The following is a 21,045-nucleotide window of genomic DNA, read 5'->3' on the forward strand; positions in this document are numbered from 1 at the left end:
AGGGCGCTGTGCTCCGGCCCCGGAGCGGTCCCGGAAGAGGGCTCGGGCGACTTACTCTGGACGGGTGCCAAAGACGAAAAAGGCGAAGGATGAAAAGTCGGCCAAATCCGCCAAGGGTTCTTCGCAGGCGAAGGCGCCCCGGTCGAACAAGGCCCCGACGGTGAGCGACGAGAAGGGGCTCGATTTCGCGCGCGCGTGGGTGGAGTTCCCTGATCCGGCAGACGACGAGCAGGTCTTCCGGTGCGATCTGACATGGCTGACCTCTCGCTGGAACTGCATCTTCGGCAGCGGCTGCCAGGGCATCCAGGCCGGCCGCGCGGACGACGGGTGCTGCACGCTGGGGGCCCACTTCTCCGACGAGGACGACGAGAAGCGAGTCGCCGGGCACGTGGCGCGGCTCACCCCGGAGATCTGGCAGAACCACGACGTGGGCACCAAGACCGGCTGGATCTCGGAGGACGACGAGGGCTCCCGCCAGACCCGCCCCTACCAGGGCTCGTGCATCTTCCAGAACCGGCCCGGCTTCGCCGGCGGCGCGGGCTGCTCGCTGCACATCCTCGCCCTCAAGGAGGGCCGCGAGCCGCTGGAGACGAAGCCCGACGTGTGCTGGCAGCTGCCGGTGCGGCGGACGTACGACTGGATCGACCGGCCCGACGACACGCGTGTGCTCCAGGTGTCCATCGGTGAGTACGACCGCCGGGGCTGGGGCCCGGGCGGCCACGACCTGCACTGGTGGTGCACATCGGCGACGTCGGCGCACGGCGCGGGCGACCCGGTGTACGTCACCTACCGGCCCGAGCTGATCGAGCTGATGGGCAAGGCCGGCTACGACCGTCTGGTCGAGCTGTGCGAGGAGCGGCTGGCCTCGCAGCTGCCGTTGCTGGCGCCGCATCCGGCGGATCCGGTGGCCTGAGGGCCGCAAGGCCTGCGCCTCCTTCGCCTACGAGTTCGTTCTACGAGGTCGTTCTACGAGTTCGCGTACGAGGTGGACGGGCTCGGGTCGTCGCCGCTGTCGGGCGGTGGTGCCGAGCTCCCCGGGTCGGACGAGGCCGGGCCGGTGGGCGTGGGGTCCGGGTCGGAGGGCGGCGGCGAGGGCGGGGGCGAGTCGCTGGGCGTCGGGTCGGAGGGGGCCGAGGTCGTGGGGGTCGGGTCCGGGCCAGGAGGGGCGGACGGGTCGCTGGGGCTGTCGGGGCCGGAGGGGACGGGGGCGGTGCCGTAGCCGTCGATCGAGACGACGGCGCCGGCCGGTGCGATCGCCACGCGCGCGCTCCAGTGTCCGGACGGCTCACGCAGATGGTCGACGTACACCTTGATCGTCAATGAATCGCCGGGCGCCAGCGTTCCCGACGACCGGCTGAGGTAGAGCCACCCCGCTCCGGTCGTGGCCGACCAGCGGATCGGTGAGTCGCCGGTCGCGGTGAGGGTGATCAGCGTGGTGTCGCCGCTGCTGCCCGCCGTCACGTCGAGGTGGCCCGCGTTCTTGCGGCCTGCCCCGGTGACGCTGACGACCTCCACGGAGACGTCCCGGTTGTTGCCCCTGCCGACGCGGGCGCCGGGTCTGGTGCTGGCGTTGCCGGCATTCGCGTAGCCGTCCGCCGCCTCGCCGTCGAGGCTGCCGGGGTCCTGCGCCTCGCTCGCGGTCGCGGAGCGGCCGTCGGCCCCCTCGCCGGTGGGCGTGCCCCGATAGGCGGCCCACAGCGCGAGCACGGGGGCGGCGACGACGGTGGCGACGATCGTCGTGGTGACGGCACGCGCGCGGAACCGGTCCCGGCGGGCCGTGCGGTCCTTGGGCTCCATCGGGAAGCCGCGCCGGTCGAAACGCGGCACGGCGGCGCCCCTCGCGCGCGGGAGGTGCGCCATCGCCATCTGCAGGGCCGCGCGGGGGGCCTCCAGGACGGGCAGCTCGGCGGGCGTGATCATGATGCCGGGCCAGCGGCCCGGAACGGCGCGCTCGGCGGCGCGACGGCAGCGCGGACAGTCGTCGACGTGCCGGACCAGCTCACGGCGCAGGGTCGCACTGAGGACGAGCTGCTGGTCGCCGGTGAGGTGGGCGACGCTGGGGCAGCCGCCGGTCTCCACGACGGCGAGGGCCGCGCGGGTGCGCTCGACCTCGCAGGCGGCGGAGGCGAGCAGGTCACGCGCCGCGGCCAGGTCCAGGCCGAGGACGGCGGCGACCTCGTGGGCGGCGAGGTGATGGCGCACGGCGAGTTCGAGCGCCTCGCGCTGCTCGGGGGTGGTACCGGCGGCCTCCGGCCAGGCCAGCAGAGCGAGTTCACGCCGCCGCTGCTCCTGGACCTCGTCGGAGACGGGCTGGGCGGCGGGCTGGGCGACCGGCTGCGGGGTGCGCTGCCGGGAGCCGCGGCGGCCCGCCGCGTGCGTGCCCAGACGTTTCTGCTTGGCGTCGGCCAGCTTGCGCAGGCACGACCAGCGGGCCAGTGCGTACAGCCAGGCCCTGCGGTCCCCGGCGGCCTCCGGGGCGCGCTGGCCGCGCCGCTCGGCGAGCGCGAGGACGTCGCCCAGGGCGGCGGTCGCCGTGTCGTGGTCGCAGAGCACGGACAGGCAGTACGTGAAGAGGCCGTCCAGGTAGGGCTCGTAACGCGCGGGCGGCTGCTGCTCCAGCGTGTGCGCCGCAGCGCGGGCGCGCGCCTCCGGGTGCGCCCGGTGTGCGCCGCTGGTGCGGGTCGAGGTGTCCGGAGTGCTGCTCATCACCCGTGCGACCGTAGGCGGCGTGAGCAGGTCCTTTCCGTCCCCTTGAGCACTTTTAATCCGTACGGGTGAAACGATCCCTCATAAGGGGACCGGAGGGCGTTGCGCGATGGCTCGTTCGTGACGGGGCATGGCCGATTCGCGGCGGTGCGAGGTGGGTGCGGGGCTGGTTCGGGGTGGGCGTGGCCCCGTTGTCAGTGCCTCCGGCTACGGTTTCGTCCATGGCTGCCCGTACGAAGACCACCAAGGACCGCCCGTCCTTCCGCTGCACGGAGTGCGGCTGGCAGACGGCCAAGTGGCTCGGCCGCTGCGCCGAGTGCCAGGCCTGGGGGACGGTCGAGGAGTACGGCGCGCCCGCGGTCCGCACGACGGCGCCGGGCCGCGTCACCACCTCCGCCGTGCCCATCGGGCAGGTCGACAGCCGCCAGGCCACCGCCCGGACCACCGGGGTGCCCGAGCTGGACCGCGTCCTCGGCGGCGGGCTCGTACCCGGCGCGGTCGTGCTCCTCGCGGGCGAGCCCGGCGTCGGCAAGTCGACCCTCCTCCTCGACGTCGCGGCGAAGTCGGCGAGCGACGAGCACCGCACGCTCTACGTCACGGGTGAGGAGTCGGCGAGCCAGGTCCGGCTGCGCGCCGACCGCATCAAGGCCATCGACGATCACCTGTATCTCGCCGCCGAGACCGACCTGTCCGCCGTACTGGGCCACCTGGACGCGGTGAAGCCGTCGCTGCTGATCCTCGACTCCGTACAGACGGTGGCGTCCCCGGAGATCGACGGTGCGCCCGGCGGCATGGCACAGGTGCGGGAGGTGGCGGGGGCCCTGATCCGGGCCTCCAAGGAGCGCGGGATGTCCACCCTCCTGGTGGGGCACGTCACCAAGGACGGGGCGATCGCGGGTCCGCGCCTGCTGGAGCACCTGGTGGACGTCGTACTCCACTTCGAGGGCGACCGGCACGCGCGCCTGCGCCTGGTCCGGGGCGTCAAGAACCGCTACGGCGCCACGGACGAGGTCGGCTGCTTCGAACTGCACGACGAGGGCATCACGGGCCTTACCGACCCGAGCGGACTTTTCCTGACCCGTCGTGACGAACCGGTCCCCGGCACCTGCCTGACGGTCACCCTGGAGGGCCGCCGGCCGCTGGTGGCCGAAGTTCAGGCGCTCACCGTCGACTCGCAGATCCCCTCCCCGCGCCGCACGACCTCCGGCCTGGAGACCTCCCGCGTCTCGATGATGCTCGCGGTACTGGAGCAGCGGGGCCGGATCAGCGCCCTCGGCAAGCGGGACATCTACTCCGCGACGGTGGGCGGAGTGAAGCTCTCGGAGCCGGCCGCGGACCTGGCCATCGCGCTCGCGCTCGCGTCGGCCGCGAGCGACACCCCGCTGCCCAAGAACCTCGTCGCGATCGGCGAAGTGGGCCTCGCGGGCGAGGTCAGACGGGTCACGGGTGTGCAGCGCCGACTCTCCGAGGCCCACCGCCTGGGCTTCACGCACGCGCTCGTGCCGGGCGACCCCGGCAAGATCCCTGCCGGCATGAAGGTCCTGGAAGTCGCCGACATAGGGGACGCGCTGCGGGTCCTGCCGCGCTCGCGTCGCCGAGAGGCCCCACGGGAGGACGAGGACCGCCGGTAGACTTTGCCCTGGTCTCGCCCGTCCGTACGAAAAGAGTGCGCGAAACGGGAGCGCCCCAGAACCTGCGACCGGAGGAGTGCAGTGGCAGCCAACGACCGGGTAGCAGCTCCCGGAAAGTCCGGTGGGAGTTCCGGTACCGATGGCCTGATGCGCGCCTCGCTGAGCGCCGTGGCGCCCGGTACGGCCCTGCGCGACGGCCTCGAGCGCGTTCTGCGCGGCAACACCGGCGGGCTCATCGTGCTCGGGTCCGACAAGACCGTGGAGTCGATGTGTACGGGCGGATTCGTCCTGGATGTCGAGTTCACGGCCACGCGCCTGCGTGAGCTGTGCAAGCTCGACGGCGGCATCGTCCTGTCGTCGGACCTGTCGAAGATCCTGCGCGCGGGCGTACAGCTCCTGCCCGACCCCACGATCCCCACGGAGGAGACGGGCACTCGGCACCGTACGGCGGACCGGGTCTCCAAGCAGGTCGGCTTCCCGGTGGTCTCGGTCTCTCAGTCCATGCGCCTGATCGCCCTCTACGTCGACGGCCAGCGCCGCGTCCTCGAGGACTCGGCGGCGATCCTGTCCCGCGCCAACCAGGCACTGGCGACCCTGGAGCGCTACAAGCTCCGCCTCGACGAGGTCGCGGGAACGTTGTCAGCGCTGGAAATCGAGGACCTGGTCACCGTCCGGGACGTCTCGGCGGTCTCCCAGCGTCTGGAGATGGTGCGCCGCATCGCCACCGAAATCGCCGAATACGTGGTCGAACTGGGCACCGACGGCCGCCTCCTCGCCCTGCAGCTCGACGAGTTGATCGCGGGCGTGGAGCCCGAGCGCGAACTGGTCGTCCGGGACTACGTCCCCGAGCCCACGGCCAAGCGCTCCCGCACGGTCGACGAGGCCCTCGCCGAGCTCGACGCCCTCAGCCACGCAGAGCTCCTCGAACTGTCCACGGTGGCACGGGCGCTGGGCTACACCGGCTCCCCCGAGGCCCTCGACTCGGCGGTGTCCCCCCGCGGTTTCCGCCTGCTGGCCAAGGTCCCGCGCCTGCCGGGCGCGATCATCGACCGCCTGGTGGAACACTTCAGCAGCCTCCAGAAGCTGCTCGCGGCCAGCGTGGACGACCTCCAGGCGGTCGACGGCGTCGGCGAGGCAAGGGCACGCAGCGTCCGGGAGGGGCTGTCCCGGCTGGCGGAGTCGTCGATCCTGGAGCGGTACGTCTGAGGCACCTCAGGCGCTGAGAGGCATGCGAGCGCTGCGAGCGCTAAGGGGCACCTCAGCCACGGCGGCACCGCAGGCACCGCACGCACCGCACGCACCACAGGCACGGCGGCACCGCACGCACCACAGGCACCACAGGCACCACGGACACCACAGGCACGGCGGCACCGCACGCACCACAGGCACCACAGGCACCACGGACACCACAGGCACGGCGACACTGCAGGCGCTGCAGGCGCTGCAGGCGCTGCAGGCGCTACGCCGAGGTGGCCCTAGTCCGCCGACAGTACGAACGACGTCTGCGCCTTCGCGAACCCCGGCGCCTTCGCCTCCACCAGATACGTGCCCGCCCCGGCCGACCCCGCCGGGGGCGTAGCGCACTCGGGAGCGCTCGGCTTACGGTCCCACTTCACGGTGTACGCGGCACTGCTGCTCGCCGGCACCCGGTACAGCAGGCTCCCGGAGACCTTGGGGCAGTCGTCCGACGACCAGTACGCGTCACCGCTGCCGGTCTGAGTAATCGTCAACACCGCACTCTTCGGCCCGAGATCGACCTTGCAGTCGCTGCCGGAGGAGTTCTTCGCGGTCAGCCGGAAGGCGGGCGTCTCGTCGGGTGAGTAGGAGTTCTGGATGCTGCTCAACGTCAAGGTGACCACGCCGGCCGTGCAGTTGGGCAGCGTGGAACCGGCCGGCAGCGTGCCCGTAGCACCGCCGCCGTCGGAACCGCCGCCCGAGCCGCTGCCGGACCCCGAGGCGTCACCACCGCTCGTACCCTCGGACGCGCCGGAGTCGCCCGAGCTGGAGCCCGACCCCGAGCCGGACCCGCTGGAGCCCTCGCCCGTCGACTCGTCGCGCCCGCCCGGGGCTTGACTGATCGCCGGACCGGAGCCGGACGGCCCGGGCGTGATCGAGGAGGCGGGATTCTTGCCGTCGGTCCCGTCGGCACCGGTGTTGCCGCCCCCGCCGCCCGAGCTGACGATCCACGCGATCAGCAGCGCCAACAAGGCGACCACAGACAGCAGTACGGCCCTCCGTCGCCAGTAGATGGTGGAGGGAAGCGGCCCGACCGGATTGCGCAGAGATCCCACGGCGCAAACTGTACGAGAGATCCCTGCGTTCGCTTGACCCACCCGCCGCCAGTACGCAACTTTTCCGGATCATCATTCCGGAAGCAGCAGTTCCGGATGCGCTCTCGCCGGCGGCCGACCCGGTGAGCGGTCGCCGGTAAGGGGCGCACCCCGGCAGCCCGACACCACCCGCACGGACCCACCCGCACGGACCCACCCATACGAAAACCATCCGCACGGACACCACCCACACCGGGCCAGCCTCGAACCACGCCCGGTCGACCCGTGGCAGGATCGGAATGCCATGACTGCGCCCACGAAACCCCCGCACACCGTCCCGGCCCCCGGCTCCCCCGACGGCTCCCCCGGCGGAGAGCATCTGCACGCCCCCGTCATCACCTGGTTCGACGAACACGCCCGCGACCTCCCCTGGCGGCGCCCGGAGGCCGGCCCCTGGGGCGTAATGGTGAGCGAGTTCATGCTCCAGCAGACGCCGGTGAACCGCGTCCTGCCGGTCTACGAGCAGTGGATGGCCCGCTGGCCCCGCCCCGCCGACCTCGCCGAGGATGCCCCCGGCGAGGCCGTGCGCGCCTGGGGCCGGCTCGGCTACCCACGCCGCGCCCTGCGGCTGCACGGCGCTGCTGTCGCCATAACGGAACGGCACGGCGGCGACGTACCGTCCGACCACGCCCAGCTCCTCGCCCTGCCCGGAATCGGCGAGTACACGGCCGCGGCCGTGGCGTCGTTCGCGTACGGCCGACGGCACGCGGTGCTGGACACCAATGTCCGCCGGGTCTTCGCGCGGGCGGTCACCGGCGTCCAGTACCCGCCGAACGCCACCACCGCCGCCGAACGCAAGCTGGCCCGCGCCCTGCTGCCCGAGGAGGAGCGCACCGCCGCGCGGTGGGCCGCCGCCTCCATGGAGCTCGGCGCGCTGGTGTGCACGGCGAAGAACGAGACCTGCCACCGCTGCCCGATCGCCACGCAGTGCGCCTGGCGGCTCGCGGGCAAGCCGGAGCACGAGGGCCCGCCGCGCCGCGGCCAGACGTACGCGGGCACGGACCGTCAGGTCCGCGGCAAGCTGCTCGCCGTGCTCAGGGAGGCCCACGCGCCGGTCCCGCAGGCCGCGCTCGACCGGGTGTGGCACGAGCCGGTGCAGCGCGCCCGGGCCCTGGACGGGCTCGTGGCGGACGGTCTGGTGGAGCCGCTGCCGGGCGGCCGGTACCGTCTGCCGCTCACCTGACACACAGTCACATCACAGGGGTGGGGCTTCTTCACGGCCGACCCCCGGGAAGGGCCTCGCCCACACAGAGCCCAAATCGCCCTATATCAGCATCAGTCGCCCCGTCGCCTGACCCCTAACCCACTTCCGTTACACAACCGACGGACAGCTGAGCGCTTCCCGCAGGCTGCTTCGGACAGCCCCGTGACAACAGCTCCGTAGCTTCGTTTCCGTGCCCGACAGGACCGCGGGGACGACGGCACGGGCCGGAGAAAAACGGGGAGCGGAGGCGGTTGATCATGGCGCAGGGCGAGGTGCTCGAATTCGAGGAGTACGTCCGCACCAGGCAGGACGCGCTGCTGCGCAGCGCGCGTCGGCTGGTCCCGGACCCGGTCGACGCCCAGGACCTGCTGCAGACGGCGCTGGCACGGACGTACGGCCGCTGGGAGGGCATAGCGGACAAGCGGCTGGCGGACGCCTACCTGCGACGGGTCATGATCAACACGCGGACCGAGTGGTGGCGGGCGCGCAAGCTCGAAGAGGTGCCCACCGAACAGCTGCCGGACGCCTGCGTCGACGACTCCACCGAGCAGCACGCGGACCGCGCCCTGCTGATGGACGCCATGAAGGTGCTCGCCCCGAAACAGCGCAGTGTCGTCGTGCTGCGACACTGGGAGCAGATGTCCACGGAGGAAACGGCCGCAGCGCTGGGCATGTCGGCCGGAACGGTCAAGAGCACGCTGCACCGGGCGCTCGCCCGGCTCCGCGAGGAGCTGGAGAGCCGCGATCTGGACGCACGCGCGCTGGAGCGTGAGGAGCAGGAGCGTTGCGCGGCCTGACCGACGCCGGGCCCACAGCGGCCCGCGGGACCTTCCAGGCGGTGATCACGGCGATGTCCGTGCTCGCCGCCCTCGGGCTTTTCGCCGCCGCGTGCGCCACCGGCGGCACCGGCGCCCGTGACGAGGGTCCGGCCCACGCCGACGCCGTGGCGGGCGCCGCCGCGTCCCCCGTGGTCCCGCCCTCCGTCACCCCGGACCGGGTGGACGCGGTCAAACTCGTCAAGGAGGACCCGAAGGTCTCGGCGGAGGTCAAGCGGGAGCTGAAGCCGTGCGTCGGGGACGAGTACCCGGTGGACGTGTCGTACGGCGACCTGACCGGAGGATCGGCGAGCGACGTCGTCGTCAACGTGCTGACCTGCGGTGACGCGGTCGGAGTGGGCTCGTACGTGTACCGCGAGCAGAGCGGCCGGTACACGGACGTCTTCAGGGCCGAGGAGCCTCCGGTCTACGCGGAGATAGACCGCGGCGACCTGGTGGTGACCAAACAGGTGTACAAGAAGAGCGACCCGGTGACGAGTCCGTCCGGCGAGAACGTGATCACCTACCGCTGGGCCTCGGACCGGTTCACCGAGGAATACCGCACCCACAGCGAGTACGGCAACGCCGTGGGCGGGGAACCCACAGCCGAGCCCGAGAGCAACTGACCCCACACCCCCGAGAACGGCTGACCCCACACCCCCCACGCAGAGACACCGCAGAAGGACTGAGATCACCGGGATGGCAGACCACACCCACGTCCTGTTCGTCGAGGACGACGACGTCATCCGCGAGGCCACCCAGCTCGCCCTGGAGCGAGACGGCTTCGCGGTCACCGCCATGCCCGACGGTCTGTCGGGCCTGGAGGCGTTCCGGGCGAACCGCCCCGACATCGCGCTGCTGGACGTCATGGTGCCCGGCCTGGACGGCGTCAGCCTGTGCCGGCGCATCCGCGACGAGTCCACCGTCCCGGTGATCATGCTGTCGGCGCGCGCGGACTCCATCGACGTCGTCCTGGGCCTGGAGGCGGGCGCCGACGACTATGTGACCAAGCCGTTCGACGGTGCCGTCCTGGTCGCCCGCATCCGCGCGGTGCTGCGCCGCTTCGGGCACGCCGGCCGTGCCGACCGCACGGACGAGGCCGCCTCCGCCGCCACCGGCGGGGTGCTGACCTTCGGCGAACTGGAGATCGACACGGAGGGCATGGAGGTGCGCCGCGCCGGGCAGCCGGTGGGTCTGACCCCGACCGAGATGCGGCTGCTCCTGGAGTTCTCCTCCGCGCCGGGCACGGTGCTCTCGCGCGACAAGCTTCTGGAGCGCGTGTGGGACTACGGCTGGGGCGGGGACACGCGCGTGGTCGACGTCCATGTGCAGCGACTGCGTACGAAGATCGGCCAGGACCGGATCGAGACGGTCCGCGGTTTCGGCTACAAGTTGAAGGCCTGAGCGGGGCGGCCATGCGGGGGATCATCGGACGCCTGCTCCCGGTCGACGTGGAGCGCTCGGGCATACGTACGGGGCTGCGGTGGAAGCTCAGCGCGGCCATCGCGCTGGTCGGCGCGCTGGTCGCGATCGCGCTCAGCCTGGTTGTGCACAACGCCGCCCGGGTCTCGATGCTGGACAACGCGCGCGACCTCGCGGACGAGCGCGTACAGATCGCCCAGCGCAACTACGAGGTGTCGGGGCGGCCGAACTTCCCCAAAATCGTGATCGACGACCCGGAGCTGCCGTCGGAGCTGCGGGAGAAGGTCACCGAGGGGCGCCGGGCGACGTTCGTGTCCGACCGCGCGGGCGGGGTGCCGGACATCTGGGCGGCCGTGCCGGTCAAGGACGGGCATGTGCTGTCGCTGCACACCGGGTTCACCGACCGCAGCACGGACATCCTCAAGGACCTCGACCAGGCCCTGGTGATCGGCTCCATCGCGGTGGTCCTCGGCGGCAGCGCGCTCGGTGTGCTCATCGGCGGCCAGCTCTCCCGCCGGCTGCGCAAGGCGGCCGCCGCGGCGAACCAGGTCGCCAAGGGCGAGACCGACGTACGGGTACGGGACGCCATCGGCGGCGTCGTACGGGACGAGACGGACGACCTCGCGCGCGCGGTGGACGCGATGGCGGACGCGCTCCAGCAACGCCTGGAGGCCGAGCGCCGGGTCACCGCCGACATCGCGCACGAGCTGCGCACCCCGGTGACCGGGCTGCTGACGGCCGCCGAGCTGCTGCCGCCCGGCCGCCCGACGGAACTCGTGCTGGACCGGGCGAAGGCGATGCGCACGCTCGTCGAGGACGTCCTGGAGGTGGCCCGGCTGGACGGCGCCTCCGAGCGGGCCGAGTTGCAGGACATCGTCCTGGGCGAGTTCGTGACCCGGCGGGTGGCGGCGAAGGACCCCGGCGTCAAGGTGCGCGTGGTGCACGAGTCGGAGGTCACCACCGATCCGCGGCGCCTTGAACGCGTGCTGTTCAACCTGCTGGCCAACGCCGCCCGACACGGCAGACCGCCGATCCAGGTCAGCGTCGAGGGCCGGGTCATCCGGGTCCGCGACCACGGACCCGGCTTCCCCGAGGCCCTGCTCGCCGAGGGGCCCAGCCGCTTCCGCACCGGCAGCAGCGACCGCTCGGGGCGCGGCCACGGCCTCGGTCTGACGATCGCGGCGGGCCAGGCCCGGGTGCTCGGCGCCCGCCTGACCTTCCGCAACGTCCGCCCGGCCGGAGCGCCGGAGCACATCCCGGCGGAGGGCGCGGTCGCCGTGCTGTGGCTGCCGGAGCACGCGCCGACGAGCACGGGGAGCTATCCGATGCTGCCGCCGGGGCAGTAGCGCCGGCTCGCTTCGGCAGGGGGTCACTTCAACCAGGGCTCAGTTCTGACCCGGTCGACCACTGACACGTCGGCCACCGGATGACACATCGACCACCGGATAACCCATCGACCACCGGGTAAGGCGAAGGCCCCCGGGGCGGACACCAGCCGGGGGCCTTCAGCTCATGATCGGGTCAGACGGACTCGGCCTGCGGCGCCTGAGCCGCCGGAGCCTCGTCCTGCTTCGGCCCCGCCCCCTTGAGCGGAACCTCCTTCACGAACACCGAGGCCACCATCACGATCACGGCCACCGCGGCCCCCAGCACGAACGCCGAGTGCGTACCGGCCGACACCGCGTGCTGGTACGCCTCCCGCGCCGCCGCCGGCAGCTTCGCCAGGCTCGCCGCGTCCAGCTGCGCGGACTGCTCGGTGATCTTCGAGCCCAGCGCACCGGCCTTCTCGGCCATGACGTCCTGGACGCGGTTGTTGAACAGCGCGCCCATGATCGCGACACCGAAGGAGGACCCCAGCGTCCGGAACAGGGTGGTGGAGGACGACGCGACGCCCATGTCCTTCATCTGCACGCTGTTCTGCGCCACCAGCATGGTGATCTGCATCAGGCAGCCCATACCGAGGCCGAGGACGGCCATGAAGACACCGGACGTGAAACGGCTGGTGTCCGTGTCCATCGTCGACAGCAGGTAGAGACCGACCACCATCAGCACACCGCCGACGACCGGGAAGACCTTGTAGCGCCCGGTGTTGGTGGTGACCCGCCCGGCGACCATCGACGTCACGAGCATCGCGCCCAGCATGGGCAGGAGCAGCAGACCGGAGTTGGTCGCGGACGCGCCCTGCACCGCCTGCTGGTACAGCGGCAGGAAGAGCGTGGCGCCGAACATCGCGAAGCCGGTGATGAAGCCGATGATCGACATCAGGGTGAAGTTGCGGCTGCGGAAGATGTGCAGCGGCACGATCGGCTCGGCGGCCCTGGTCTGCCAGAACACGAACCCGACCAGCGTGGCGACGCCGATCCCGATGAGCTCCATGATCCGCGCGGACGTCCAGGCGTACTCCGTACCACCCCAGGTGGTGACGAGGACGATGGAGGTGATGCCGACGGTCAACAGCGCGGCACCCAGGTAGTCGATGCGTGTCTTGGCCCGCTTCTTCGGCAGGTGCAGTACGGCACTGATCGCGACGAGCGCGACCACGCCGAGCGGCAGGTTGATGTAGAAGGACCAGCGCCAGCCCCAGTTGTCGGTGATGGTGCCGCCGACCAGTGGTCCGCCGATCATCGCCAGCGCCATGATGCCGGCCATCATGCCCTGGTACTTGCCGCGCTCACGCGGCGGAATGAGGTCGCCGATGATCGCCATGACACCGACCATCAGACCGCCGGCGCCGAGCCCCTGAACGGCCCGGAACCCGATCAGTTCGCCCATGTTCTGGGCCATGCCGCTCAGCGCGGAGCCGACCAGGAAGATCACGATCGACGCCATGAAGGAGCCCTTGCGGCCGTACATGTCGCCGAGCTTGCCCCAGATCGGGGTGGCGGCCGCGGTGGCGAGGGTGTACGCCGTCACGACCCACGAGAGGTGTTCCAGTCCGCCCAGATCGCCCACGATCGTCGGCATGGCCGTGCCCACGATCATGTTGTCGAGCATCGCCAGCATCATCGTGATCATCAGCGCGAGCAGGACCACCCGCACGCTCTTCGGCTGTTTCTCGCCGTCCGTGACCCCTGTGTCGACCGTGTCGACCGTCTGTATGTCCGCCATCGTTCCCACTCCCCCAGGCCGGCTACTTACTTGCCGACCGGCTAGTTGACTACACTGGGAAAATAGACCCGTAACTAGCCGGGCGTCAAGTAAGTTTCCTGGGAGCGCAAGGAGTACGAGGATGGGCGGCACCATGGACGGCACCAAGCAGCAGCGCCGCGGCAACACCCACCAGCGCATCCAGGACGTCGCGCTCGAGCTCTTCGCCGAGCAGGGCTACGAGAAGACCTCGCTACGCGAGATCGCCGAGCGTCTCGACGTCACGAAGGCGGCCCTCTACTACCACTTCAAGACCAAGGAACAGATCCTGGTCAGCATCTTCGAGGACCTGACGAGACCCATGGAGGACCTCGTCGAGTGGGGCAAGGGGCAGCCGCACACGCTGGAGACCAAGCAGGAGATCATACGGCGTTACCACCAGGCCCTCATCGACGCGTCACCGCTGTTCCGCTTCATGCAGGAGAACCAGGCGACGGTACGGGAACTGCGCATCGGCGACACGTTCAAGAACCGTATGCGCGGCCTGCGCGACATCATCATCGACCCGGACGCCCCCCTGGTCGACCAGGTGCGCTGCGTCAGCGCCCTGTTCACGCTGCACGCCGGCATGTTCGTCCTGCAGGACCTCGAAGGCGACCCCGAGGACAAGCGCAAGGCTGTCCTCGAGGTCGCCATCGATCAGGTGACGCGAGCCCACCAGGGCTCGTGACCGGGAGCGGTCAGACCTTCACGCCATGGGCGCGCAGGAAGGAGACCGGGTTGACCGCCGAGCCGTAGTTCGGGGTCGTACGGATCTCGAAGTGCAGGTGCGGACCGCTGGAGTTACCGGTGTTGCCGGACCGGGCTATGTGCTGGCCGGTCTTGACGATCTGGCCGACCTTCACGTCGATGCGCGACAGGTGGGCGTACTGCGAGTAGGTCCCGTTGCCGTGCTTGATGACGATGGCGTTGCCGTACGCCGGACCGTCACCGGCACCGTTGCCGCCGGCCTTGACGACCGTTCCGCCGTGCGCGGCGACGACGTTGGTGCCGATCGGCACGGCGAAGTCCTGGCCGCTGTGCTTGTGCGCCCACATGCCGCCGGCCTGGTTGAAGGTCGCGCTGAGCGTGTACTTCGCCACCGGGTCGACCCACGAGGGGGCCGCGGCTGCGGTCTTGGCGGCGGCCGGGGCGGCGGCCGGCGTGGCGGCAGACGCAACCCCGGCTCCCAGCACGACCGACGCTCCCAGACCGGCGGCCAGCACTGCGGCACGGGTGCGGAGCAGGGACGTACGGGAAGAACGGGACATGGCGCGCTGGAACATCGAAACCTCATGAGTTCGGGGGCAGGAGAGCCAATCGGCGTACCGGAGTTCGCCGGACCAGCCACACCTTGGTAACCCGACGACGCATGAACACTCAAATGTGTGATCTACGACGGAAGCTAGTAATTACCCCCGAAACTTCGCACTTCTTGACACAACGCCCATTCGGCACCGAAGCGCCCCAGGCTCGGGGAATGCCAGGGGGATTCCAGGCCTAAAGTCCTTTTTGCCACCATTTGAGACCCCACTATCTCGGGTAGTAACGGACAAATCGCCTGTGCGGCATGTCACCGGCCACCGGGCTCGGGGGACCTGCGAATGTGACGGGGGCTACGCCGGCTTGGCCGGCGCACGGACCTCGGAGGCGCGCTCGGAACCGGCCACCGTGGACACCGAATTGGCGTGAGCGCCGTCACACGCGGGCTCTTCGTCCCATTCTCAGGCCGCGACGGAACGGCGACTTCGGGCTGTTGGTCCGGGGCACCGCGGACGAGCAGGGTGGCGGACGTCGTCAGGATTGAGCAGTGGGCGGACGTCGCCAGGCTGGCGGTCGGCCACGCCCGCCCACGGGAACGCGCGGAACTGCCGGCCGCCCTGACCAAGTGGGCACGGCACCTCGACGGTCCGGCGAGCACACGCCTACGGCCTCACCCTGGAACCGGCGCCCGACCCGGACGGGTTCAGCGACACCGAGGCGCGGACGGTCGCCATTCAGGGCGTGTTGTGACGCACATCTCTGCACGCCTACCCTCCAGTAACCCTACGGTTCCCCTCGCGCCACCCTCACGCACGATCATGCCCACGACCCCGGCAGCGTACGGATGTGAGAGGACCGTTCCTGAACACTGAGTGGTGGTGAGTCCTGCGTCCAGGTCTGCACGTCAGTGGCCCGCTCCGAACGGTGTTGGGCGGGCTGGGCCGTCGCGCGGGCTCTTCGGCGGCGTGCATCGTGTGCACGATCCTGCGGGCGTGCTGTGGCCGTGGGGGTGCGGTCGGGGCTGGGCTGGGTCCTCAACGCGGGTGGGCGATGGTCTTCCGTACCGGTCCTAAGGTGCGTCGTCGCGCACCGGCCACGCCCGGATGTGCGGGCGTGTGGGACGGCTTCCGTCTGCTTGCGGGGTACGGTCTTCTCTGCCCTGCGCCGCGCGCCCATGCCCTGGCCGCGTCTGCCGATCACGATGGCCGCAGCCTGGTGACCGGACGTCTTGTCGTTCTTCGTGCTGGTGGTCTTCTTCCAGTGCTGGGCGCCCCAGCGGCTGGAGTAGGCGGGGTCGACGATGATGACGGCGAGGTGGGCGCGGTGCGCCATCGCGACCAGGCGGGCGGCGAACGTGGCCACCGGCATGCCCGCCACGGTGCTGCGGAAGCGTCTTGCGGAGCGTCCGGCCCAGCCGCACTGCTCGCGGCCGGTGTCGAAGCCGAGGTCTTCGATGACCAGCGCGGTGGCCCCGCTCTCCTTCGCGAGGCGGATCAACTGGGAGCAGGCGTGCCGCACTTGGGCGTCCCGGCGGCTGGTCGATCCGGTGTGGTCGACGTCGATCCGGTGGGGGCGCCCGGTGGGGTTGCCGTGCGTGTCGAGGCGCCAGGCGGCCAGGTGGTCCGCGTTGTGGTCGATGCCGAGCACTCCGCCCGCCCGCGCCGCGGCCATCAACGTGTCGTCGTCCACGCCCTCGGGCAGGTCGGGGCGGGCCGGGGTGAAGGCGGCGGTCAGGTAACAGCGGTCGTCCTCGAAGGCGATCGTGTAGCCGACCGCCCGGTCGGCTAAGACCTGGGCCCGCCACTGCGCCTGCCGGTAGGCGAACGCACACGTGGCGTCCAGCGTGTAGCGGCCGTGTGCGTCGCACAAGGCCGCGTAGCGTGCGGCGAGGTGGGGCGGCAGCTTGATGGTGAGCGTGCCGTCCGGGGTGATGCGGATGCTCTGGTTGCCGTGGCGTTTGCCGCTCTCCCCGTCCGCCTCGATCCGGCAGCGCGCGTTTGACCAGCGCTGCCGCCACGCCTGCTCGTCCAGCCCCGCCGCCTGCAGGTGCAGTCGGGTGTGCAGCAGTTTGCGTCCGCCGCGCACCACCCGCACCCGGCCCGACTCCCGGTCCGTGCGTACCCGGGCGGCCTCGGCCTCAAGGTGGGCCAGGCGGCGCTGCTTGGCCGCCCGCACCGCCTGCGTGGGATAGCCCTCCACCCGGGTGCGCGCATCGCAGGCGGCGACCGGCACGGACAGGCGCGCGGACACCGCCGAGATCGCCTCCTGAAGGTCCGCGAGGTGTGCGGCCTGGGCACGCCGGGCCAGCGCCCACTGATCGTTGTTGCCCCGGGTGATCGTGCCCGCCCAGCGTGACGACGACAATCCGGTCAGCTCCCGCTTGCGCCGCGCGAAATCCTCGTTCGTATGCTCCGCACCCCGAAACACCCGCTCGGCTAGATCGCGTGACGCCAACTCACTCATGAATACAGATAGTTCACCCAGCACCTGCGTGTCGCGCGCGGACAGGTGCAGCCGGGTCCGGATCGCCATCGCCCCGGAATGCTCCGCCAGCCGGGGCGGAGCCAGCACCCGCAAACCCGACACCGAACGCACCACCCCTCTCACGGCCACCACCCCACCCCCTCCCCGCACAGAAGTCCGACAAGGCCATCGACGTACCCAACGAACCACCCCGACGAAGGTCACCCGTTCTACCCAAGAACTCGCGTTCCCTCCCGGGGTGACCGGTCGGCACAGTCGGCAAACACTCACTGTCACTCAGTAAAACGCAGTAATCCGGGAGCAGTTCACACCCCCCACCGATGAACAGACGACGCCCCTGGGCTCGCCGTATGTCCGCAACCGCCGTCTCGGCGGCCGCCCTGGTCGCGATGGCCGCCCCCGCCGAGGCCGCGACGTCCACGAGCAGCACCTCCACCGCCGCCGCCGAGGTCGACTACGCGACCTGGCAGCAGGACTGCCAGTCCGTGATGGACCAGGCACTGCCCTACCTGAAGCAGCGCATCGCCGCCACCAAGCCGGGCGAGAAGCAGGCGATCGTCTTCGACATCGACAACACCACGCTGGAGACCGACTTCGGCTTCAGCTACCCGCAGCCGGCCAACAAGCCGGTCCTGGCGGTCGCCCAGTACGCCCAGGAGCACGGCGTCTCCCTCTTCTTCGTCACAGCCCGCCCGGGCATCATCTACCTGCCCACCGAGTACAACCTCGAGCACGACGGCTACGACGTCTCCGGTCTCTACGTCCGTGGCCTCATCGACCTCTTCAAGGACGTCGCCGCCTACAAGACCGCCCAGCGGGTCGACATCGAGTCGAAGGACTACACGATCATCGCGAACATCGGCAACAGCGCCACCGACCTGTCGGGCGGCCACGCCGAGAAGACGTACAAGCTGCCGGACTACAACGGCCAGCTGTCGTAACCCGCCTATAGGCTCCATCCGTTCGCGGACATCACGGGGGTAGGCAGATGGAGCCGACGGTACTGGGCAGCAAGCTGGCGTCGAGCCTGATCTCGCCACTGTTGAAGAAGCTGTTCGTGGCAGACGGTCCGGGCGCGGGCCTGGTCGACAGGCCGGTCCGCCTCAAGGAACTGGTGTCGTTCAGGGGCGAGAAGCAGGCGCTGGTCGAGAAGGACGTGCACAAGCTCGCCGAGCACCTGGTCCGGCAGGCAGTCGACTCGCCCGGCGAACCGCCCTTTCGCGCCAGGGAACAGATCGCCGTCGCCGACGCCCTGGCCCGCAGACTGCTCGCCCTCGGCGGCCTGGACATGGACGACGTCCAGGCCGTACAGCTGGGCCACCGCGAACTGGCCGGGAAACTGCGGCGCCAAGCACCGCCGCCCGACGGACTCTCCTCCGACGCCTGTTATTTCCTCGACTCCGCGACGGAGTGGGCCTGCCTGCAGATCCTGGAGTTCTTCACCCGCCGCTCCACCTTTGTAGCCCGCACCCTCGTGGAGCAGACCCGGGCGCAGGCCGAGCTCATAGCCAGGATCGACGAGTTGCTCGCCCGCACACCACGCCCCGACGCCCGCGACACCGCCTTCGAGCGCCGCTACCGCTCCTACGTCACCGAGCGCCACAACCACATCACCATCTACGGCATCGACCTGAGGGACTCCCCCGACCGCTGGCCGCTGGAAGTCGCCTATCTGAGCCTGGAGGCGACGGCCGCCGAGAACCGCGCCCTCCCCGGGGACGGCCCCGGCCCGGCCCCCGTCACCCTCCAGCTCCCCGCCGAGGAAGCCCTGCTCACCCACGACCGCGCCCTGCTGCGCGGCGACGCGGGCTCCGGCAAGACGACGCTGGTCCAGTGGCTGGCGGTGACGGCGGCACGCGAAGGCGCGCACATCCCGTACGTCCTCCCCCTGCGCACCCTGATCCGCGGCGCCAATGCCTTCCCCGCCCCCGCCGCCTTCCTGACCTCTGTGAGCTGCCCCCTGTCCGCACCCGAAGGCTGGACGGAACGCGTCCTCACCGCGGGCCGCGGCCTGATCCTCGTCGACGGCCTGGACGAGATCCCCGACGCCGACCGCCACCGGACCCGTGACTGGCTGCTCTCTCTCATCCACGCCTTTCCGGGCAATCGCTGGCTCCTCACCTCCCGCCCCACCGCGGTCCGCCCCGACTGGCTCGCCACGGAGGGCTTCCGCGAGCTGACCCTCGCCCCGATGCGCCGTACGGAAGTGGCGACCTTCGTCCACCGCTGGCACACGGCAGCCGGGGCCCCGGAGTTCGAGGGCCCACTCCTCGACTCCCTCCGCACCAAACGCGACCTGGCCCGCCTCGCCACCAACCCCCTGATGTGCGGCCTGATCTGCGCCCTGCACCGGGAACGCCGGGGCTACCTCCCGACCGGCCGCAAGGAGCTGTACGACGCCGCCCTCACGATGCTCCTCGCCCGCCGCGACCGGGAGCGGGGCATGGGGGTGGTGGACGAGGTGGAGCTGGGCGAGGAGGTGCAACTGGAGCTGCTGCAACGGCTGGCGTACGCACTGGTGTTGAGCGGCCGTACGGAGATGGAGACGGAGACGGCCGAAAGGATCCTGGACCGTTGTCTCCCGTCGATCGCGCTGCACGCGGACTCGGCGACCGTGCTGCGCACCCTGCTCCTGCGCAGCGGCCTGGTCCGCCAACCCGTCGACGGCGTCATGGACTTCGTCCACCGCACCTTCCAGGACTATCTGGGGGCACGGTACGCGGTCGAGGAGGGCCATCTGGACGTCCTCGCCGGCCATGCGGACGACACGCAGTGGGAGGACGTGATCCGCATGGCCGTGGCCCACGCGCGACCTCAGGAACGGGCCTCGCTGCTTCGGCGACTGCTCGCGCAGAACACGCCTCGGTTGACCCTGCTGGCGCTCGCGTGCCTGGAGCATGCGACGGCGTTGGATCCAGAGGTGCGACTCGCGGTCGACTCGCAGGCGGCAGAGCTGATCCCTCCCTGGTCAGCCGAGGAGGCGAGAACACTGGCCGACGCGGGTCCCCTGGTTCTGGAGTTGCTGCCGGGGTCGGCGGGTCTCACGGACGAGGAGGCCCAGGGGGTCACGGTCACCGCTTCGTTACTCGGCGCGGAGGAGCCCGAGGGGGCGCTGGCGGTGCTGCGACGGTTCCGGAACCACCAGAGCCTGGACGTTCGGCGCCAGCTCGTAGGCACCTGGCACCGGTTCGACACCGTGGAGTACACCACCGAGATCCTGAACCATCTGGAACGAACCGGCCTCTTCCTCACCTGCGAGTCGGCCGAGGAGCTCTCCGCCCTCGCCACGATGCGGCCCTGGCACGCCCTCTCCTTCCATGGCCCGCACCGGCTCGAGGAGATTCTGACCGCCGTGTCGGCTCCGGAAGCCGTGACCGCGATCGAGCTCGTGGACAACCCTCATGTGGTCGATGCGGACGCCTTGCTGTCCTTCGGCTCCCTCCGTGAGGTCTGGCTGACGGATTGCCCGACGACGGGGCTGGACCGCCTCTCCGAGCTTCCGCTCGTCCGGCTCGGCTGCAACCGGATTGCCGACGTGACCGGGCTGTGCTCGCTTCGATCCCTACGACGTCTCTCCCTGACCCAGGAGGTGCCGGGCACGGATCTCACCGAGACCCTGCCGGTCGACTCACCGTTGGAAACCCTCTTCATGGGCACTTACAGCACTGACACCACGGGCCTGCGCGGGCTTCAGCACTGGGCCGGACTCCGCTCGCTCAGTCTTGGACCCCTGACCACCGAACTGACGGACACCGACTGGCAAGCGGTCGCCGAACTGCCCGAGTTGCGGGAACTCCATCTGAACGCGGCGACCATCCGGGAGTTTCCCTACTCCTTCGTGGTCATGCCCGAACTACCCGGCGTCGAGGTGCTGCGGATCGCCGCGATCTACGGCGACGAGGACCTGTCCGCCCTGGCGTTCCGGCTTCCGGGCCTACGGTCGGTGACCCTTCGTCTCCCTCCCGGCGTGCCCATTGCCCGCTACGCCCAACTCTTCCCGGGCGTCGAGATCAACCTGGACCGCCGCTGAGCACCGCAAAGGGGCCGGCGCTCCGAAAAGCACC

The 21,045-nt window shown here is 70.7% G+C and carries 16 protein-coding genes; 11 read left to right on the forward strand and 5 right to left on the reverse strand.

Going from position 1 to position 21,045, the window contains the following annotated elements; all coding sequences use genetic code 11:
- Positions 1–64 precede the first annotated feature (64 nt).
- Complete coding sequence (locus ABT114_RS03850; protein ID WP_351138268.1) at positions 65–913, forward strand: DUF3109 family protein; 849 nt, start codon at positions 65–67, stop codon at positions 911–913.
- Positions 914–966: 53 nt separating this feature from the next.
- On the opposite strand, the gene ABT114_RS03855 is transcribed toward ABT114_RS03850, so the two are convergent.
- Positions 967–2,706 (reverse strand): BACON domain-containing protein, encoded by a 1,740-nt coding sequence (locus ABT114_RS03855; protein ID WP_502987299.1) that lies wholly within the window; start codon positions 2,704–2,706, stop codon positions 967–969.
- 221 nt (positions 2,707–2,927) lie between these two features.
- Here ABT114_RS03855 and radA point away from each other — a divergent pair, with 221 nt between their 5' ends.
- Positions 2,928–4,337, forward strand: a complete 1,410-nt coding sequence (gene radA, locus ABT114_RS03860) for a DNA repair protein RadA (protein ID WP_351138272.1) — start codon at positions 2,928–2,930, stop codon at positions 4,335–4,337.
- A gap of 81 nt (positions 4,338–4,418) precedes the next feature.
- Positions 4,419–5,543, forward strand: a complete 1,125-nt coding sequence (disA, locus tag ABT114_RS03865; RefSeq protein ID WP_351138274.1) for a DNA integrity scanning diadenylate cyclase DisA — start codon at positions 4,419–4,421, stop codon at positions 5,541–5,543.
- A gap of 269 nt (positions 5,544–5,812) precedes the next feature.
- Here the strand turns inward: disA and ABT114_RS03870 are convergent, their stop codons facing one another.
- Positions 5,813–6,628 carry a hypothetical protein gene (locus tag ABT114_RS03870; protein ID WP_351138276.1) on the reverse strand — a complete coding sequence of 272 codons (816 nt, stop codon included), beginning with the start codon at positions 6,626–6,628 and terminating at the stop codon, positions 5,813–5,815.
- Positions 6,629–6,911: 283 nt separating this feature from the next.
- On the opposite strand from ABT114_RS03870, the gene ABT114_RS03875 reads away from it, so the two are divergent.
- From ABT114_RS03875 to cseC, 5 genes are all read left to right on the forward strand, one after another.
- The gene (locus tag ABT114_RS03875) at positions 6,912–7,850 is read left to right on the forward strand and encodes an HhH-GPD family protein (RefSeq protein WP_351138278.1); all 939 of its coding nucleotides are present in this window, start codon (positions 6,912–6,914) and stop codon (positions 7,848–7,850) included.
- Between the two features lie 278 nt (positions 7,851–8,128).
- Positions 8,129–8,668: a SigE family RNA polymerase sigma factor gene (locus ABT114_RS03880; RefSeq protein ID WP_351138280.1), complete on the forward strand. Its 540-nt coding sequence runs from the start codon at positions 8,129–8,131 to the stop codon at positions 8,666–8,668.
- On the forward strand, positions 8,656–9,312 hold the full coding sequence (locus ABT114_RS03885; protein WP_351138282.1) for a hypothetical protein: 657 nt from the start codon (positions 8,656–8,658) through the stop codon (positions 9,310–9,312). Before ABT114_RS03880 ends, ABT114_RS03885 begins: the two co-directional genes overlap by 13 nt.
- Positions 9,313–9,385: 73 nt before the next feature.
- Positions 9,386–10,090, forward strand: a complete 705-nt coding sequence (gene cseB / locus ABT114_RS03890) for a two-component system response regulator CseB (protein ID WP_351138284.1) — start codon at positions 9,386–9,388, stop codon at positions 10,088–10,090.
- An 11-nt stretch (positions 10,091–10,101) separates the two neighbouring features.
- Positions 10,102–11,454: a two-component system sensor histidine kinase CseC gene (cseC, locus tag ABT114_RS03895; protein ID WP_351138286.1), complete on the forward strand. Its 1,353-nt coding sequence runs from the start codon at positions 10,102–10,104 to the stop codon at positions 11,452–11,454.
- Between the two features lie 175 nt (positions 11,455–11,629).
- Here the strand turns inward: cseC and ABT114_RS03900 are convergent, their stop codons facing one another.
- Complete coding sequence (locus ABT114_RS03900) at positions 11,630–13,216, reverse strand: MDR family MFS transporter (protein ID WP_351138288.1); 1,587 nt, start codon at positions 13,214–13,216, stop codon at positions 11,630–11,632.
- A 121-nt stretch (positions 13,217–13,337) separates the two neighbouring features.
- Between ABT114_RS03900 and ABT114_RS03905 the strand changes: the two genes are divergently transcribed.
- Positions 13,338–13,925, forward strand: coding sequence for a TetR/AcrR family transcriptional regulator (locus tag ABT114_RS03905; RefSeq protein WP_351138290.1), 588 nt, complete (start codon positions 13,338–13,340; stop codon positions 13,923–13,925).
- A 10-nt stretch (positions 13,926–13,935) separates the two neighbouring features.
- Here ABT114_RS03905 and ABT114_RS03910 read toward each other — a convergent pair whose 3' ends face one another.
- The gene (locus tag ABT114_RS03910; protein WP_351138292.1) at positions 13,936–14,520 is read right to left on the reverse strand and encodes a M23 family metallopeptidase; all 585 of its coding nucleotides are present in this window, start codon (positions 14,518–14,520) and stop codon (positions 13,936–13,938) included.
- 793 nt (positions 14,521–15,313) lie between these two features.
- Positions 15,314–16,960: an IS200/IS605 family accessory protein TnpB-related protein gene (locus tag ABT114_RS03915; protein ID WP_351138294.1), complete on the reverse strand. Its 1,647-nt coding sequence runs from the start codon at positions 16,958–16,960 to the stop codon at positions 15,314–15,316.
- Positions 16,961–17,301: 341 nt separating this feature from the next.
- Here ABT114_RS03915 and ABT114_RS03920 point away from each other — a divergent pair, with 341 nt between their 5' ends.
- Together ABT114_RS03920 and ABT114_RS03925 are read left to right on the forward strand one after the other, a co-directional pair.
- Positions 17,302–17,922 (forward strand): HAD family acid phosphatase, encoded by a 621-nt coding sequence (locus ABT114_RS03920; protein ID WP_351138296.1) that lies wholly within the window; start codon positions 17,302–17,304, stop codon positions 17,920–17,922.
- Positions 17,923–17,969: 47 nt separating this feature from the next.
- Positions 17,970–21,011 (forward strand): NACHT domain-containing protein, encoded by a 3,042-nt coding sequence (locus ABT114_RS03925; RefSeq protein ID WP_351138298.1) that lies wholly within the window; start codon positions 17,970–17,972, stop codon positions 21,009–21,011.
- The last annotated feature ends 34 nt before the right edge of the window (positions 21,012–21,045 follow it).

This window comes from Streptomyces sp. NPDC002088 (assembly GCF_040296605.1).
Lineage (GTDB): Bacteria > Actinomycetota > Actinomycetes > Streptomycetales > Streptomycetaceae > Streptomyces.